Below are 14,858 nucleotides of genomic sequence, written 5' to 3'. Positions count from 1 at the left end.
CCCGGTGGCGCTTCGCTTACCGGGCCTACAAAAACCTCAACCCGTAGGCCGGGTAAGGCGTAGCCGCCACCCGGCACAACGCTTTTAAGCCACCTGCTGATTTTCCTCTTCCGCGTTACGCTGCGCTTCCTCGGCTTCCTGCTCCAGCAATTGCTTCTCGTAGACTTTGAAGAATGGGAAGTAGATTATTGCTGATACGCAGGCCAGAACAACGACCAGAATGGCTGCGCGGAAATCCCAGCCAAGGGCCCATGCGGCGCCAATCGGAGCGGGTGCTGTCCAGGGCACGACTGAAATGACACGGCCAATCAGATCAAATGACATCGCCGCCCAGGCCAGCACGGCATTCACCATGGGTGCCAACAGGAACGGAATAAAGAACACTGGGTTCATCACAATCGGCGTACCGAAAATGACAGGTTCGTTAATGTTAAAGAAGCTTGGTACCACGCTCAAACGCCCAATAGAGCGTAAATGTGCTGAACGACTGCGCAGATAGCAAATCACCAGCCCCATTGTGGCTCCCGACCCACCAATCACGATAAAGAACGTCCAGAATGCTTCCATAAAAATATGTGGCAGAGGCTGACTGGCAGCCAGCGCAGTCTGGTTAGCCCCCAGGTTAGTCAACCAGAACATCTGTAACATCCCGGAGACAATGGCGGCTCCGTGGATCCCGGCGAACCAGAGCAAATGACCAATCAACACAGCTAACAGAATCGCAGGCAGCGAGTCCGCAGCAGAAACCAAAGGCTTAAAGACTGACATAATCGCCTGCGGGATCAGCATGTCAAACTGAGACTGAATAATCAGGCTCAGCGGATAGAGCGTCAACACCACAACCAGCACCGGGATCAGCAGGTCGAAAGAGTTTTTGATCATCGGGGGAACCTGGTCTGGCAGGCGAATACCAATGTTATGCGCTTTAAGGAAACGCATCATCTCAACGCAGTAAATAGCCACCAGAATCGCGGTAAAGATGCCCGTCCCGCCCAGGCTGTCCACAGGAAGTGTGCCTTTGGTTTTAGGTGCTGCGACCAGGAGAAACGCCATCAGCGACAGCATGGCACACATAAATGGGTCTAACTGATGCGATTTGACATAGTGTTTGCCAAGGTTATAGGCAATGGCCGCACAGATATAAATGGACATAATACCCATTGTCATATCAAACGGCGTCAGGATCTGGCCTTCAAATTGCTTCGCCATATCCAACCAGGCGCGCGCAAAACCCCAGGTGGTATCAGGCGAAAACGGTGGGTAAGCGAACACTAACAAAAATGAGCCGACAATCATAAATGGCATCGCGGAGATGAACCCATCACGAATAGCCATAACATGACGCTGGGAAGAGATGCGCCCGGCAATTGGGCTAACGTAATTTTCAACAAAACGGAATATCAGGTTAAACGCAGCATGGTTGGCAGACATGGCAGATCTCCTGTCAGACGTTTGTTACGGGCACATTCGTGCCACACGTTGTTCCATAAATCAGCTTCACAACCTTGCTGGCTTGTGTACCAGCGGTACTGCTCAGACTAAATGGTTTCATAATTTGCTCTTATTATTGGATACAGGGAACGTTACGTACTCAGTATTAATCTACGCACCACGCTCTGCAACCGGTTACTGTAACCGGTTTCTGTGATTGTGAAGATGATCCAGAAATCAGCTATATGGGGTATTTGTTACTTAAGAGATATTTACAGAGCATAAATTCTTATGACAGATTACGCAGGATATTTGTCAGGAGGAAACAATGAGTTTGCAGTCTGTACAGCAGTTTTTTGCCGACAACGCTCCGGATATAGACGTTATTGAATTGAGTCAGAGTACCGCTACCGTTGCACTCGCTGCAGCCGCCCATCGCGTTGAGCCGGGACAAATTGCCAAAACCCTGTCATTGAAGGTGAAAAACGAGGTGATTCTGGTGGTAGCGAAAGGTGATGCGCGCCTGGATAACAAAAAGCTAAAAGACACCTTTGGTGCAAAAGCACGCATGCTCAGCAGTGATGAAGTAGTGACCATAACAGGTCATCCTGTTGGTGGTGTTTGTCCGTTCGGGCTGGAAAACCCGCTTGCGGTTTACTGCGATATTTCCTTAAAGCAGTACGCTGAAGTACTTCCTGCCGCTGGCGCGATCCACAGTGCCGTACGTATTTCACCTGACAGGATGGCAGAGCTAACATCTGCAAAATGGGTTGATGTATGCATCTGATTGATGCGCCAGAGAGTATCTGGCGCACAAGGCAGGTTATAAAAATGTGGGTTTGCTGAGTGCAGGATTAAGCGGTTCTCGTGCCGGGAGATGCGTAAGAATATCCGCTGCATCAAGCAGCCCTACGTCAGAACTCACTCCCAACTTCACCATCGCATTAAACTTATGTGCCCGGATAGTCTTAATATTGCGTTCAAGCTGTGCGGCGATTTCGGGAATGGAATACCCGCAAGACATATAACGCAAAATGGCCCGCTCCGTGGGGCTTAACATCCTGTTTTGACTCCGATACCAGTGGTTCAGCATATTGTCATTGATGCGCAGCGTTTCACCCAACAACACCACGAGCTCCTTCTGCAAGTGCTCAAGTGTTAAGGATTTACTGACCACTCCGTGAAGACGTGAAGGTGATAGATGGCTAATTAACCGTGCTTCCATCTCATCAGACGCCAGAATAATGCGTTGAATATGGCTATGGGTAAATGCGAGATCCCGCACGTGCGCCAGGCAATTACGACGCTCTTCTCGCGCATCGGAAAGTGAATAGATCAGCGAAAAAAAATTGGTCTGATGAAGTGCCTTCTTAAAGCCCTCAAATCCACTAAATAAGTGCAACTGATAATGGTTAAGGGTGGGCATAGCAAAAAGATGCTGTAGCCCAACAGCACTCATCGAACAATTTTCGATAATGGCGATGTGTCTTGTTGAATCGGTTTTTTCCATTCCTCAAACTCTCCATAGGCTGAGATTAAACTCAGCTCTCTCATTCCCTGTGTACTACTGATCCAGGCATACATATCGGCGTTAGACCGCAACGACAGCCGTCGCATCGCACTGTTTTTCTGCGCACTTATCGTTTTATTGCTCTTCTTGAGCAAGGTGGCAATTTGATTAATCCCCCATCCCTTACCTAACAAACGTAATACTTTGCGTTCAGAGTGCGTGAGCGCAATAACGTGTTCATCTTCAACACTCTGAGGTTCTGGTATTAATAACGTCTGGCTTATCCGTTCAGCACGCTCACTCCCGGCCCGGATGGCATTAATCACGCCGTCGATGGGTTCCATATCGGAAAGCAGCGTGCTTTCTGGTCGCATAAGCAACTCAACCGCTATCGGGTACAGCGGTCGGGAGACTAAGAAGATCCAGTGTATTTCACGGTATTGGTTCAATAAGCTGTAGTACTCTTCGAGCGAGCCCCGGGGGTTTCTGTATTCACCTGAAATATCGGCAATAATTACATCTGCACTGCGTAACTGAAGCAGCGTTAGCTCCTGCAGTGAGCGGCAAAAGGTCAATTCAAAATCGGGGAAGTGACGTGCCATAACGCCTGCAAACCCTTTTTGCATCACGGGTATCCGGCTTATGACTACGCAATGTTTACCATGTAATGACAACATAGACCCTCCGTGTCCATTTTTCATTTGATGAGTAACGTTAATACGCATCAACGTAATAAGTATTTTCGTCCCTGAGTGTAAAACAGATTAATACAAGCAGAAGATGAGATATGTTTCTGATTTAAGAAATGCCTAAAACAGAGATAATATCTCATAAAGTGCAAGAAAATTTAATTACGGACTCATTAAAATATCGACAATATAAATTTAGAATAACTAAATACAAATATTTTATGTTACCGCATTAATGATTCACCATTGTTATGAATTAAAGCGAAAACCCTTTCACAATACAGGTTGCAACTGTTTGCATAAATCTTGATCTGACCCACAGCAAGGGGTACCGCACTTTGTGTTAAAAGTAAGCATCACGGGCCAAACCGCTAACATCCATTTTCTCTTCAGGACAATACATGCAGGCAGATCGGTCAACGCAGCGTGCTATCACGCGGCTATGTATTCAGTGCGGTCTTTTTCTGCTCCAGCACGGAGCGGAAAGCGCGCTGGTTGAGGAGCTCTCAACACGGCTGGGGCTGGCGTTAGGTATGGATAGCGTTGAAAGCGCGATCTCTTCAAACGCCATTGTGCTGACTACGATCAAAGATGGTCAATGCCTGACCTCCACCCGCAAAAACCACGACCGTGGTATTAACATGCACGTCGTCACCGAAGTGCAACATATCGTCATTCTTGCTGAGCATAAGCTGCTCGACCACAATGAGATTGAAAAAAAATTCAACCAAATAAAGCCATTGCGTTACCCACGCTGGCTCGTTGTGCTCATGGTTGGGCTGTCGTGCGCCTGTTTTTGTAAGCTCAATAAAGGCGGCTGGGACGGCGCAATCATTACATTTTTCGCCAGCAGCATCGCGATGTATGTCCGCCAGCTACTGACACACCGGCAAATGCACCCACAAATCAATTTCTGTATTACCGCTTTTGTCGCCACCACGGTGTCTGGTTTACTGCTGCGCCTGCCGCAGTTTGTTAACACCCCCACTGTTGCCATGGCCGCCAGTGTGCTTCTGCTGGTCCCGGGGTTCCCGTTGATTAACGCTGTCGCCGATATGTTTAAAGGGCACATCAATACCGGTCTGGCACGTTGGGCTATCGCCAGCCTGCTGACGCTGGCGACCTGTATTGGCGTCGTCATGGCCATGACTCTCTGGGGGTTACGCGGATGGGCGTGATAGATTTTCTGCTGGCACTGGTACAGGACATGCTTCTGGCCGCCATTCCTGCCGTTGGCTTTGCGATGGTCTTTAATGTTCCGCAACGTGCTCTCCCGTGGTGTGCCCTGCTGGGTGCGATTGGTCATGGGTCACGGATGATCATGATGACGGCAGGTTTTAACATCGAATGGTCGACATTTATGGCGTCTATGCTGGTCGGTAGCATAGGCATTCAGTGGTCGCGCTGGTATCTGGCGCATCCCAAAGTGTTCACCGTTGCCGCCGTTATCCCGATGTTCCCGGGCATATCTGCCTACACGGCAATGATTTCCGCAGTAAAAATCAGCCATTTTGGCTACACCGAGCCACAGATGATCCTCCTTCTGAGCAACTTCCTTAAGGCCTCTTCCATTGTCGGTGCACTCTCTATCGGGCTGTCGATCCCGGGACTGTGGCTGTACCGCAAACGCCCACGCGTTTGATATTTGTGTTATTTCGCTGCCATGGGGATAATCGTCCTGGTCCGTTTGGTGATAATAAGGAAAGATTGTGGCTAACCCAGGCAGCGAACACCCCGCACACAATGAAGAATCCAGCCTGAAAGAGAAAATTTTTCAGAGCGCGATCGCGCTTTTCGCCGAATATGGTTTGAACGGTGCCCGCATGGAGCAAATTGCGGAGAAAGCAGGCACGACCAAGCGCATGGTGGTTTACCATTTCAAGAACAAAGAAAATCTCTACCTTCTCGTCCTGGAGCATGTTTACACCCAAATCCGCGCCAGTGAGAAAGCACTGAGCCTGGCGGGAATGCCACCGGTAGAAGCGCTGGTCAACCTGGTTGAAGCTACCTTTGACTATCATGCCGATCACCCGGATTACATCCGCATTATCTGCATGGAAAACATGCAGCGTGGTCGCTTTATGCAGCAGTCGAGCTATCTGCGCCAGGTCAACCGTAGCGCGCTCGATCTGCTGGAAGCGATCCTGGACCGGGGTAAAGAAAAGCAGCTATTCAACCAGACAGTTGACGCCCGCGATCTCCACCGTCTGATAAGCAGTTTCAGCTTTCACTACGTCGCCAACAGCTACACCTTCACATTGCTGTTTGAAGATGGGGCGGATGAACAGGCTCAGCGCCAGCACTACCGCAAAATGGCCGTTCAGGTGGCACTCCGCTATACCTGCCCATAAAATTGCTTGCAATTAAATCGCGCACTATCTATATTCATTCCATGAACACGAAAACGAACGACACCACCGCTGCGCTCCTGCTGGATAACCAGCTCTGCTTTGCTCTCTACTCGGCAAATCTGGCGCTTAACAAGCTGTACCGGCAACTGCTGGCGCCGCTGAACCTGACTTACCCGCAATACCTGGTGATGCTGGTGCTCTGGGAGCAGGACGACATGACGGTGTCGGACATTGGTGAGCGGCTGTTCCTTGACTCTGCCACCCTGACGCCGCTGTTAAAACGTCTGGAAAGCGCCGGGCTGATAAAACGTCAGCGCTCGCGTAAAGACGAACGTCAGGTGGCCGTCACGCTGAGCGACGAGGGACGTGCACTGCAACAGCAGGCACTAAATATCCCCCATGCGGTGGGTTGCGCAGCGCAATGTGATACTGACACGATGCTGGCGCTGAAGCAGCAGCTTGAACTTTTGCGACACCAGTTACACCACGCGTAAGGCTATACTTTACGCGTATTTATTTAAACATATATATCGCACGCTATTTAATAGCGCACTTAAATATAAAATGAGGAACCTGACATGTCTTTAGAAAAAGTCGTTTATACCGCCAAAGCAAAAGCAACCGGAGGTCGTGACGGTCGTGCCACCTCTTCTGATGGTGTCCTGGACGTGAAACTGGGCGTGCCAAAAGAGATGGGTGGCATGGGGGGAGAAGTGACGAACCCTGAGCAGCTGTTTGCTGCCGGCTACTCTGCCTGCTTCCTGGGCGCGATGAAGTTTGTCGCCGCACGCGACAAATTTACCCTGCCAAAAGAGGCCTTTATTGAAGGCGAAGTGGGTATTGGTCCGCTGCCAACCGGCTTTGGTATCGAAGCAAAACTGAACATCCATGTTGAAGGCATGGATCCTGCGGAAGCCAAAAAGCTGGTCGATGCCGCCCACATCGTTTGCCCGTACTCTAACGCGACCCGCGGCAACATCGACGTGACCCTGAATATCATCGCATGATAAATGCCTGATGGCGCTGCGCTTATCAGGTCTACGGTTGTAGCCCTATAAGCGCATCGCCACCGGGGAAATCCCCTCCATCCCCTCATCCTCTCTGTGCTACCATAAGCTCATATCACGCCCGTAGTCATCAGTAGAGTAAGCGTTATGTCCTCCAGAATTCTGACCACCAGCATTGCTGGCATTGATGCCTTTATGCGCGACCCACGCGGTGTGTTGACCCACGCCGAAGGCGGCATGGTTGCGGTTTTTGCCGACAATGCACCGGCATTTTACGCCATCACACCGGAACGTCTGGCACAGCTCCTGGAGATCGAAGCGCAATTATCACGCCCGGCGAGCGATATCATGCTGGATAACCAGTTCTTTGATGAGCCGGTTAACGCCCCGATGAGCGTTCCGATGGGAAAATTTGCTCTCTATGCGGGCTGGCAACCTGATGCCGATTTTCAGCGGCAGGCCGCGCTGTGGGGTATTGCGTTAACACAACCCGCCACCGCTGAAGAACTGGCCGCGTTTACGGCCTGGTGGCAGGCAGAAGGTAAAGTCTTCACCCATATTCAGTGGCAGCAAAAGCTCGCGCGCCATCTTCAAATCACCCGCGCCAGCAATAATGGCCAGCCAAAACGCGATATCAACGCGTTTTCAGAACCGGATAAACAGATCCCTAACGGATTCCGAGGTGCGAAATGAAGAACGTCGGCGACCTGATGAAACGTCTGCAAAAAATGATGCCTGCCAACGTGAAGCCCGCTTTCACCACGGGTGAAGAACTGCTGGCGTGGCAAAAAGAGCAAGGAGAGATCCGCGCCGCCGCGCTCGCCCGTGAAAATCGGGCGATGAAAATGCAGCGCACCTTTAACCGTTCAGGTATTCGTCCCCTGCATCAGAACTGCTCATTTGATAATTATAAAGTTGAGACCAACGGGCAGATGAACGCGCTTGCCGCCGCCCGTCAGTATGTGGATGAATTCGATGGTAATATTGCCAGCTTCATCTTTAGCGGCAAACCTGGCACCGGAAAAAATCACCTCGCCGCCGCTATCTGCAACGAACTGCTCCTGCGCGGAAAATCGGTGCTCATCATCACCGTGGCCGATATCATGTCCGCGATGAAAGACACCTTCAGCAACCGCGAAACCAGCGAAGAACAACTCCTGAACGACCTGAGTAACGTCGATTTACTGGTCATCGACGAGATTGGCGTGCAGACGGAATCCCGTTATGAAAAGGTGATCATTAACCAGATTGTCGACCGCCGTTCCTCGTCCAAACGACCTACCGGTATGCTGACAAACCACAATATCGACGAGATGACCCGCTTACTGGGTGAGCGCGTTATGGATCGCATGAAGCTGGGTAACAGCCTGTATGTCATCTTCGACTGGGAAAGTTACCGTAGCCGCGTCACCGGAAAAGAGTATTAAGATAGTTCCAGGAATCGATGGTGAGAAGGCGGTATATACTGGAATCACTTCCGGCCCAAAACGGACCTTTTTGAGAAATTTACGATGAAAAAACAGATTATTATCAGCACGCTGTTAGGCACCCTGTTGGTTACCGGCGCAGTGCAAGCGGCGTCCTGGCAGGATTCTCTGTCAAGCGCAGCAAACGAACTGACCAAAGAGAGCAGCAGCACTCAGGGCGGGCTGTCCGCATCTTCTCTCACCAGCCTGCTGGGTAACAGCTCCCAGAGCCTGAGTGCGGGTACAATGAACAACGCGGCGGGCATTCTGGAATATTGCGCGAAGCAAAAGCTGGCCTCCGTGACCGACGCGCAAAATGTCAAAAACCAGGTGCTGGGCAAGCTGGGTCTGGATACCCAGGAGCAGAAAGCGGATACCAACTACATGGACGGTATTCAGGGTCTGCTTAACGCGAAAAACGGCCAGCAGCTTAACCTGAGCACCATCGGCAACTCTTCTCTGGCCAAACAGGTGAAAACCAAAGCCTGCGATCTGGTGCTGAAACAAGGCGTTAATTTCATCTCCTGATCCATCCCATTTTCTGCCACAACACGCCGCGTTTAATGCGATAGTCTTGCAACGCGGCGCTAAATGAGCGTTTTCCCTGCCTGCCACCGTCTCAGCGTCCGTTTGTCAGGATGCGAGCACCTTCAAAAAAACGGTTTTCTAAACCAAATCCTAATAACAGCACACTTTCATGACACTAGAATTGCAGCTAAACGACATCGCAATTACATTGTAGTACCTAAAAATAAACAGTTAGCCAGCGAAGCATCTGGCGTCATGAGGATATGCTGTTGTCTGAATTCATGTCTCTTATCCTTTTTCTGGCTTCTGTCGGCGTTTACGCCTGGAAAGCTGGCCGTCACACCTGGTGGTTTATCGCCACGCTGGTGGTGCTCGGCATTTTTATTATTTTAAACATTACCTTATACGCCAGCGATTACTTTACCGGTGACGGGATTAACGATGCGGTTCTCTACACCCTGACGAACAGCCTGACGGGCGCGGGCGTAGGTAAGTATATTCTTCCTGGGCTGGGCCTGGTTGTGGCGCTGGTGGTCGTTTTTGGCGCACTGGCCTGGGTACTGCGGCGACGTCGCCATCATCCGCACCATCATGGTTACAGCCTGCTGGCGCTTTTCCTGGCACTGGCCTCAGTCGACGCCAGTCCCGCATTCCATCAGATCGCCGAGCTGGTAAAGTCCCAGTCGCGCGACGGCGATCCGGATTTCGTGGCCTACTACAAAGAGCCGTCGAAAAAGATCGCCAGCCCGAAACTCAATCTGGTCTATATCTACGGCGAAAGTCTGGAGCGCACGTACTTTGATAACGACGCGTTCCCGAACCTGACACCAGAGCTGGGCGCGTTGAAAAACGAAGGTCTTGATTTCAGCCACACCATGCAGCTGCCCGGCACGGATTACACTATCGCCGGAATGGTTGCCTCCCAGTGTGGTATCCCGCTGTTTGCACCTTTTGAAGGGAACGCCTCAGCCTCGATGTCGACATTCTTCCCGCAGAATGTTTGCCTGGGCGATATTCTGAAAAACTCCGGCTATGAAAACTATTTTGTCCAGGGGGCGAACCTGCGCTTTGCCGGAAAAGATGTGTTCCTGAAGTCCCACGGTTTTGACCACCTGTATGGCTCAGAGGAGTTAAAAACGACAGTTGCCGATCCAAACTACCGTAACGACTGGGGCTTCTACGACGATACGGTGCTGGACGAAACCTGGAAGAAATTCGAAGAACTTTCCCGCTCGGGTAAGCGCTTCTCCCTCTTTGCTCTGACCGTGGATACGCACCACCCGGACGGGTTCGTCTCACGTACCTGTAAACGCAGAAGCTATGATGTCGGCGGCAAAAACAACAAATCTTTCAGCGCCGTCACCTGTAGCCAGGAGCATATCGCCGCACTGGTCGAGAAAATCAAAGCTTCACCGTATTTTAAAAATACCGTCATCGTCGTTTCGTCTGACCATCTGGCGATGAAAAACAGCGCATGGGATCAACTCAACAAGCAGGATCGCAGCAATCTGTTCTTCGTGCTTCGCGGCGACCAGCCGCAACAGGAAGTGATTGCCACCAAACGTAACTCAATGGATAACGGCGCGACCGTGCTGGACATTCTGGGCGGAGACAACTTTATTGGTCTGGGCCGCAGCACGTTGTCGGGGCAATCTCTGTCTGAAGTCTTCCTCAACATGAAGGAAAAAATCCTCGCGTGGAAGCCAGACATCATCCGCCTGTGGAACTTCCCGAAAGAGATGAAAGATTTCACCATCGATCAAAATAAAAACACGATTGCCTTCTCGGGCAGCAGCTTCCGCCTGCCGCTGCTGGTGCGCGTGTCGGACAATCGCGTCGAACCGCTGCCGGAAAGTGAGTATTCCGCCCCACTGCGTTTCCAGCTGGCTGACTTTGCCCCTCGCGATAACTTCGTCTGGGTCGACAAATGTTACAAAATGGGCCAACTCTGGTCACAGCCGTTGGCGCTTTCTACCGACTGGTGTGTTTCTCAGGGCCAGCTTGGCGGAGAGCAATCCGTGCAGCATGTGGATAAAGCCCAGTGGAAAGGCAAAACCGCGTTTAAAGACACGGTGATTGATACCGCACGCTATCAGCACAACGTCGACATGCTGAAAATCGTCGATAACGATATTCGCTACAAGGCGGACAGCTTTATCTTTAACGTAGCCGGCGCGCCGGAAGAGGTGAAACAGTTTAGCGGCATCTCACGTCCGGAGTCCTGGGGACGCTGGTCAAATGCGCAGTTGGGCAACGAGGTGAAAATTGAGTACACCCATCCCCTGCCAGAACAATTTGACCTGGTGATCACGGCCAGGGCGTATGGTTCCAATGCAAATAAGCCCGTGCCCGTGCGCGTGGGCGAACAAGAGCAGACGCTAACGCTTGGAAACGAAGTGACCACTCACACGCTTCATTTTGAGAATCCATCCCGCAGCAATACCCTGGTGATTGTGCCGCCAGACCCGCAGTCCACGAATGACGGGAATATCCTCGGCCATTCACCGCGTCAGCTGGGGGTAGGCATGGTCGAAATTAAAATTGTGAGTAATGCAGGCTAATGACCGTCCCCCTTAACATAACCGTTCGGCCAACTCGCTGTGACGACGTTTACGCCCTGCCCGCCATTGAACGCGCGGCGGGGGAACGTTTTCGACGCTATCCGGAGCTCGCCTGGCTTGCCGAGGGTGAGGTCATTTCCGCTGAGCAGCATCTTGAGTATGCCGAACGCGGGCAAAGCTGGCTGGCGCTGGCGAATGACCGCCCCGTGGGGTTTATCCTCACCGAAGCACACTCTTCATCGCTGTTTATCGTGGAGCTTTCGGTTGATCTGGACTGGCAGGGAAAAGGGATTGGCCGGCAGCTCATCGCCTGTGTGGCTGACCATGCTCGTCAGCTAGGGCTGACGTCGCTGACGTTAACGACGTTCCGGGACGTCCCGTGGAATGCGCCGTTCTATGCGCGGTTGGGATTTGAACAAATTGCTGAGCTAACGCCAGAACTGCGTCAGAAAAGAGATGATGAAGCGGCGCATGGCTTAGCGTATGAATCCCGCTGTGCCATGCGCCTGTCACTTAATTAGAACGTTTCCCAGTTATCGCCTGAATCGGCAGTCGCGGTTTTACGCGCCATCACCGGCGTGGAAACCGCTTTAGCCGCAGCGAACTCGCGCGCTTTCATCTGCTCCTGCTGAATGCGGAACACCGCCACAGCCTGAGTCAGACGGCTCGCCTGCTCTTCCAGCGCGGCCGCGGCCGCAGCAGACTCTTCCACCAGCGAGGCGTTCTGCTGGGTCACACGATCCATCTCTGCGACTGCCAGACCCACCTGGTCAATACCGCGGCTCTGCTCGTCTGACGCAGAGGCGATTTCACCCATAATGTCGGTAACGCGAGTGACTGCATTAACGATCTCGCCCATGGTTTCACCGGCGCTTTCTACCAGGGTAGAGCCCACTTCCACACGGCCAACAGAGTCTTCAATCAGGCTCTTAATTTCACGTGCCGCCTGGGCGCTGCGCTGCGCCAGGTTACGAACTTCACCTGCCACCACCGCAAAGCCACGGCCCTGCTCGCCCGCACGCGCCGCTTCTACCGCCGCGTTCAGTGCCAGAATGTTGGTCTGGAAAGCAATGCCGTCAATTACGCTGATAATGTCGGCAATTTTCTGCGAACTTCCGGCGATGTCACGCATGGTTTGCACCACGTTATCCACCACTTTACCGCCTTTCTGCGCCGTTTCAGACGCACTTAGCGCCAGATGGCTTGCCTGACGGGCGTTTTCGGCGTTCTGCTTAACGGTTGCCGTCAGCTGTTCCATACTGGCAGCGGTCTCTTCCAGAGAAGCCGCCTGCTGCTCGGTACGGGAGGAGAGATCGTTGTTGCCCATCGCGATTTCGCTCGCACCGCTGTAAATGGCGTTTGCGCCATTACGCACGTCGCCAACGGTACGCACCAGCTCACCCTGCATATGACGCAGTGAATCGGCCAGTTCGCCCATCTCGTTGGAGCCTTCCACATCAATGCGCTTCACCAGGTCGCCGCTGGCGATATGGCGAATGCTGTCGATGAGACGGTTCAACGGAGAGATCAGCGCCTGTTTGATACCCAGCCAGACGGCGACAATCACCACCAGAACGGCAACCAATACGCTAATCAGCACCCAGATGGCCTGAGAGTAAGAGCTGTTGCTGTCCTCAACGGCGGTCTTGTACAGCTTGTCGTTCTGCTGCAGGTAGTTTACGTACTGCTTCTCAAAACCGTCCTGATAGCTCTGAGTCGGCTGGTCGAAGAAGGCGTTGATTTTACCTGCGCCCAGCAGCTGAATCAGCTCCGCCAGCGCACCGTGATAGATATCGTAGTTACGTTTGATTTCCATCGCGTCTGCATCACTTTGACGCGAGTCGCGCGGCAGGGCTTCATAGTCAGCCCAGTTTTTTTCCGCCTGTTTCAGAGACGCAGACGCGATTTGCATCAAATCGTTAACGGTCGCGCCGCTGCCGATATTGCTCTGATCCATCATATAGCGGATGCCCGCACGGTTCAGGGTATTACGGGTTTGCAGCAACGCCACCCAGCTGCCGTTCAGCGTGGATTGTTGCTGGCGAATGGTTTGCAGGACGGTGAAGTTCTCTTTGTCATTCTTCAGAGCGTTAAAGAAAAGACCACCGGATGTGAGTTGTAAAAGGCCAAATATCGCTAAAACCAGCATTAGGCTGGTGACAATCTTGATACGGTTTAACATGTTTTCTCTTTCCTTCAGACAGATAACAGAATTTTCGGCCTGGAAAGGGAAAACTTTACGAAAAACGTACTGAGAAGAGGGACTATTTCCCTCCTCTTGTGTTGATGATCACGATGATGATTTCAGCAGCTCAGATATGTCATTGAAAAGTGTGAGGGTTATCTCCAGGCCATTACGGTTTGCGCGCTCACGAGATTGATAGCGGCGCTCTCCCGGCAATCGGGCCCCCTGCTGCGTCATCCCGCTGAAGAGTGTCTCGGCACGAGCCAGATGGGCTGCGGCGTCATTCCCTAAAAAACGCGTCGGGTCGAGCGCCAGAATCAGTTCACCGCCGTAAGGCAGGCCGCCTGCGCCCTCATCCCACGCCAGCGATTCCGCGCTGGTCATATCACCGATCAGCGGACCGGCAAGCAGTTCCACCATCGCCGCCAGCGCCGAGCCTTTATGTCCGCCGAAGGTCAACATCGCGCCGTCAAGAATAGCCTGTGCATCGGTCGTCGAATTGCCCTGAGCATCAATCCCCCACCCTTCCGGCACCGCCTTACCCGCACGCTGATGCAGCTGGATTTCACCCCGCGCCGCCGCGCTGGTGGCCATATCAAAAATAAACGGCGGTTTATCGCCGCGCGGCCAGCCAAAGGCAATCGGGTTCGTGCCAAACAGCGGTTGCGTGCCGCCCGCTGGGGCGACCCACGCATGGCTCGGCGTGGTCGCCAGCGCCACCAGGCCGGCCTCCGTCAGCGGTTCAACGTCCGCAAACAGGGCAGAAAAGTGCACGCAGCGGTTAATCGCCAGCGCGGCGATACCACCGTGTCGCGCCTTTTCTATCAGCAGCGGCAGCGCACGTTCGAACGCCAGCAGGGAAAATGCCCCACCAGCGTCCGCTTTCACGATGGCGGGTGCGGTATCGGCGATCGCCGGTTCTGCGTCTGGTGACACCTTCCCTTTACGCAGCGTTTCGACAATACCCAGCAACCGCCACAAACCGTGCGAGGCGCAGCCATCGCGCTCGCCGTGGGTGACGTTTTTCGCCACCGCGGCGGCGTGCGCCTCGCTGAATCCGTTCCCGCGCAGCACGTTAAATGCCAGCGCATAAGCCTCTGTTAACGAGAGGTTTACCATCTCCATGACCC

General features: G+C 52.7%; 16 protein-coding genes. 11 read left to right on the top strand and 5 right to left on the bottom strand.

Going from position 1 to position 14,858, the window contains the following annotated elements; all coding sequences use genetic code 11:
• Positions 1-84: 84 nt before the first annotated feature.
• Complete coding sequence (locus ACLHV9_RS03200; RefSeq protein WP_028016583.1) at positions 85-1,431, bottom strand: PTS sugar transporter subunit IIC; 1,347 nt, start codon at positions 1,429-1,431, stop codon at positions 85-87.
• 328 nt (positions 1,432-1,759) lie between these two features.
• On the opposite strand from ACLHV9_RS03200, the gene ACLHV9_RS03195 reads away from it, so the two are divergent.
• On the top strand, positions 1,760-2,218 hold the full coding sequence (locus tag ACLHV9_RS03195) for a YbaK/EbsC family protein (protein ID WP_008502085.1): 459 nt from the start codon (positions 1,760-1,762) through the stop codon (positions 2,216-2,218).
• Positions 2,219-2,254: 36 nt separating this feature from the next.
• On the opposite strand, the gene bglJ is transcribed toward ACLHV9_RS03195, so the two are convergent.
• Together bglJ and ACLHV9_RS03185 are read right to left on the bottom strand one after the other, a co-directional pair.
• Positions 2,255-2,890 carry a DNA-binding transcriptional activator BglJ gene (gene bglJ, locus ACLHV9_RS03190; protein WP_049007394.1) on the bottom strand — a complete coding sequence of 212 codons (636 nt, stop codon included), beginning with the start codon at positions 2,888-2,890 and terminating at the stop codon, positions 2,255-2,257.
• Positions 2,887-3,618 carry a helix-turn-helix transcriptional regulator gene (locus ACLHV9_RS03185; RefSeq protein ID WP_108089528.1) on the bottom strand — a complete coding sequence of 244 codons (732 nt, stop codon included), beginning with the start codon at positions 3,616-3,618 and terminating at the stop codon, positions 2,887-2,889. Before ACLHV9_RS03185 ends, bglJ begins: the two co-directional genes overlap by 4 nt.
• Before the next feature lie 413 nt (positions 3,619-4,031).
• On the opposite strand from ACLHV9_RS03185, the gene ACLHV9_RS03180 reads away from it, so the two are divergent.
• The 10 genes from ACLHV9_RS03180 to ACLHV9_RS03135 all read left to right on the top strand — a co-directional run bounded on the left by ACLHV9_RS03180 (position 4,032) and on the right by ACLHV9_RS03135 (position 12,064).
• Positions 4,032-4,808: a threonine/serine exporter ThrE family protein gene (locus ACLHV9_RS03180; protein ID WP_028016580.1), complete on the top strand. Its 777-nt coding sequence runs from the start codon at positions 4,032-4,034 to the stop codon at positions 4,806-4,808.
• On the top strand, positions 4,799-5,272 hold the full coding sequence (locus ACLHV9_RS03175) for a threonine/serine exporter (RefSeq protein ID WP_108089527.1): 474 nt from the start codon (positions 4,799-4,801) through the stop codon (positions 5,270-5,272). The genes ACLHV9_RS03180 and ACLHV9_RS03175 overlap by 10 nt, the downstream gene beginning before the upstream one ends.
• Before the next feature lie 67 nt (positions 5,273-5,339).
• A complete protein-coding gene (locus tag ACLHV9_RS03170) occupies positions 5,340-5,981 on the top strand; it encodes a TetR family transcriptional regulator (RefSeq protein ID WP_028016578.1) in 642 nt (213 codons plus the stop codon).
• A gap of 41 nt (positions 5,982-6,022) precedes the next feature.
• Positions 6,023-6,475, top strand: coding sequence for a MarR family winged helix-turn-helix transcriptional regulator (locus ACLHV9_RS03165; RefSeq protein ID WP_108089611.1), 453 nt, complete (start codon positions 6,023-6,025; stop codon positions 6,473-6,475).
• Between the two features lie 84 nt (positions 6,476-6,559).
• A complete protein-coding gene (locus tag ACLHV9_RS03160; protein ID WP_013095463.1) occupies positions 6,560-6,988 on the top strand; it encodes an organic hydroperoxide resistance protein in 429 nt (142 codons plus the stop codon).
• A 147-nt stretch (positions 6,989-7,135) separates the two neighbouring features.
• Positions 7,136-7,681 (top strand): primosomal protein DnaT, encoded by a 546-nt coding sequence (dnaT, locus tag ACLHV9_RS03155; protein ID WP_028016576.1) that lies wholly within the window; start codon positions 7,136-7,138, stop codon positions 7,679-7,681.
• A complete protein-coding gene (gene dnaC, locus ACLHV9_RS03150; RefSeq protein WP_023334409.1) occupies positions 7,678-8,415 on the top strand; it encodes a DNA replication protein DnaC in 738 nt (245 codons plus the stop codon). The genes dnaT and dnaC overlap by 4 nt, the downstream gene beginning before the upstream one ends.
• Positions 8,416-8,499: 84 nt before the next feature.
• Entirely contained in the window at positions 8,500-8,982 is a 483-nt protein-coding gene (locus ACLHV9_RS03145) for a DUF2501 domain-containing protein (protein WP_049007398.1), read from the top strand.
• Between the two features lie 269 nt (positions 8,983-9,251).
• Positions 9,252-11,543: a phosphatidylglycerol--membrane-oligosaccharide glycerophosphotransferase gene (gene opgB / locus ACLHV9_RS03140; RefSeq protein WP_133175273.1), complete on the top strand. Its 2,292-nt coding sequence runs from the start codon at positions 9,252-9,254 to the stop codon at positions 11,541-11,543.
• Positions 11,543-12,064 carry a GNAT family N-acetyltransferase gene (locus ACLHV9_RS03135; RefSeq protein ID WP_028016573.1) on the top strand — a complete coding sequence of 174 codons (522 nt, stop codon included), beginning with the start codon at positions 11,543-11,545 and terminating at the stop codon, positions 12,062-12,064. The genes opgB and ACLHV9_RS03135 overlap by 1 nt, the downstream gene beginning before the upstream one ends.
• Here ACLHV9_RS03135 and tsr read toward each other — a convergent pair.
• Together tsr and ACLHV9_RS03125 are read right to left on the bottom strand one after the other, a co-directional pair.
• Positions 12,061-13,725, bottom strand: coding sequence for a methyl-accepting chemotaxis protein (gene tsr, locus ACLHV9_RS03130; protein WP_028016572.1), 1,665 nt, complete (start codon positions 13,723-13,725; stop codon positions 12,061-12,063). The genes ACLHV9_RS03135 and tsr overlap by 4 nt on opposite strands.
• A gap of 108 nt (positions 13,726-13,833) precedes the next feature.
• Positions 13,834-14,853, bottom strand: a complete 1,020-nt coding sequence (locus ACLHV9_RS03125; protein WP_108089525.1) for an Ldh family oxidoreductase — start codon at positions 14,851-14,853, stop codon at positions 13,834-13,836.
• Between the last annotated feature and the right edge of the window lie 5 nt (positions 14,854-14,858).

The organism is Enterobacter sp. CPE_E890 (assembly GCF_046521475.1).
Taxonomy (GTDB): Bacteria; Pseudomonadota; Gammaproteobacteria; order Enterobacterales; family Enterobacteriaceae; genus Enterobacter; species Enterobacter adelaidei.
Note: the sequence above shows the minus strand (reverse complement) of the source record. Positions and strands in the feature narration are given on the sequence as shown.

What these genes read in the sequence shown, in the direction of transcription:
- bglJ (WP_049007394.1), bottom strand. Translation starts at nt 2,890, where the DNA reads ATGAGTGCTGTTGGGCTACAGCATCTTTTTGCTATGCCCACCCTTAAC.
- dnaT (WP_028016576.1), top strand. Translation starts at nt 7,136, where the DNA reads ATGTCCTCCAGAATTCTGACCACCAGCATTGCTGGCATTGATGCCTTT.
- ACLHV9_RS03145 (WP_049007398.1), top strand. Translation starts at nt 8,500, where the DNA reads ATGAAAAAACAGATTATTATCAGCACGCTGTTAGGCACCCTGTTGGTT.
- ACLHV9_RS03125 (WP_108089525.1), bottom strand. Translation starts at nt 14,853, where the DNA reads ATGGAGATGGTAAACCTCTCGTTAACAGAGGCTTATGCGCTGGCATTT.
- ACLHV9_RS03165 (WP_108089611.1), top strand. Translation starts at nt 6,023, where the DNA reads ATGAACACGAAAACGAACGACACCACCGCTGCGCTCCTGCTGGATAAC.
- ACLHV9_RS03180 (WP_028016580.1), top strand. Translation starts at nt 4,032, where the DNA reads ATGCAGGCAGATCGGTCAACGCAGCGTGCTATCACGCGGCTATGTATT.
- ACLHV9_RS03185 (WP_108089528.1), bottom strand. Translation starts at nt 3,618, where the DNA reads ATGTTGTCATTACATGGTAAACATTGCGTAGTCATAAGCCGGATACCC.
- dnaC (WP_023334409.1), top strand. Translation starts at nt 7,678, where the DNA reads ATGAAGAACGTCGGCGACCTGATGAAACGTCTGCAAAAAATGATGCCT.
- ACLHV9_RS03200 (WP_028016583.1), bottom strand. Translation starts at nt 1,431, where the DNA reads ATGTCTGCCAACCATGCTGCGTTTAACCTGATATTCCGTTTTGTTGAA.
- ACLHV9_RS03160 (WP_013095463.1), top strand. Translation starts at nt 6,560, where the DNA reads ATGTCTTTAGAAAAAGTCGTTTATACCGCCAAAGCAAAAGCAACCGGA.
- tsr (WP_028016572.1), bottom strand. Translation starts at nt 13,725, where the DNA reads ATGTTAAACCGTATCAAGATTGTCACCAGCCTAATGCTGGTTTTAGCG.
- ACLHV9_RS03175 (WP_108089527.1), top strand. Translation starts at nt 4,799, where the DNA reads ATGGGCGTGATAGATTTTCTGCTGGCACTGGTACAGGACATGCTTCTG.
- ACLHV9_RS03135 (WP_028016573.1), top strand. Translation starts at nt 11,543, where the DNA reads ATGACCGTCCCCCTTAACATAACCGTTCGGCCAACTCGCTGTGACGAC.
- ACLHV9_RS03195 (WP_008502085.1), top strand. Translation starts at nt 1,760, where the DNA reads ATGAGTTTGCAGTCTGTACAGCAGTTTTTTGCCGACAACGCTCCGGAT.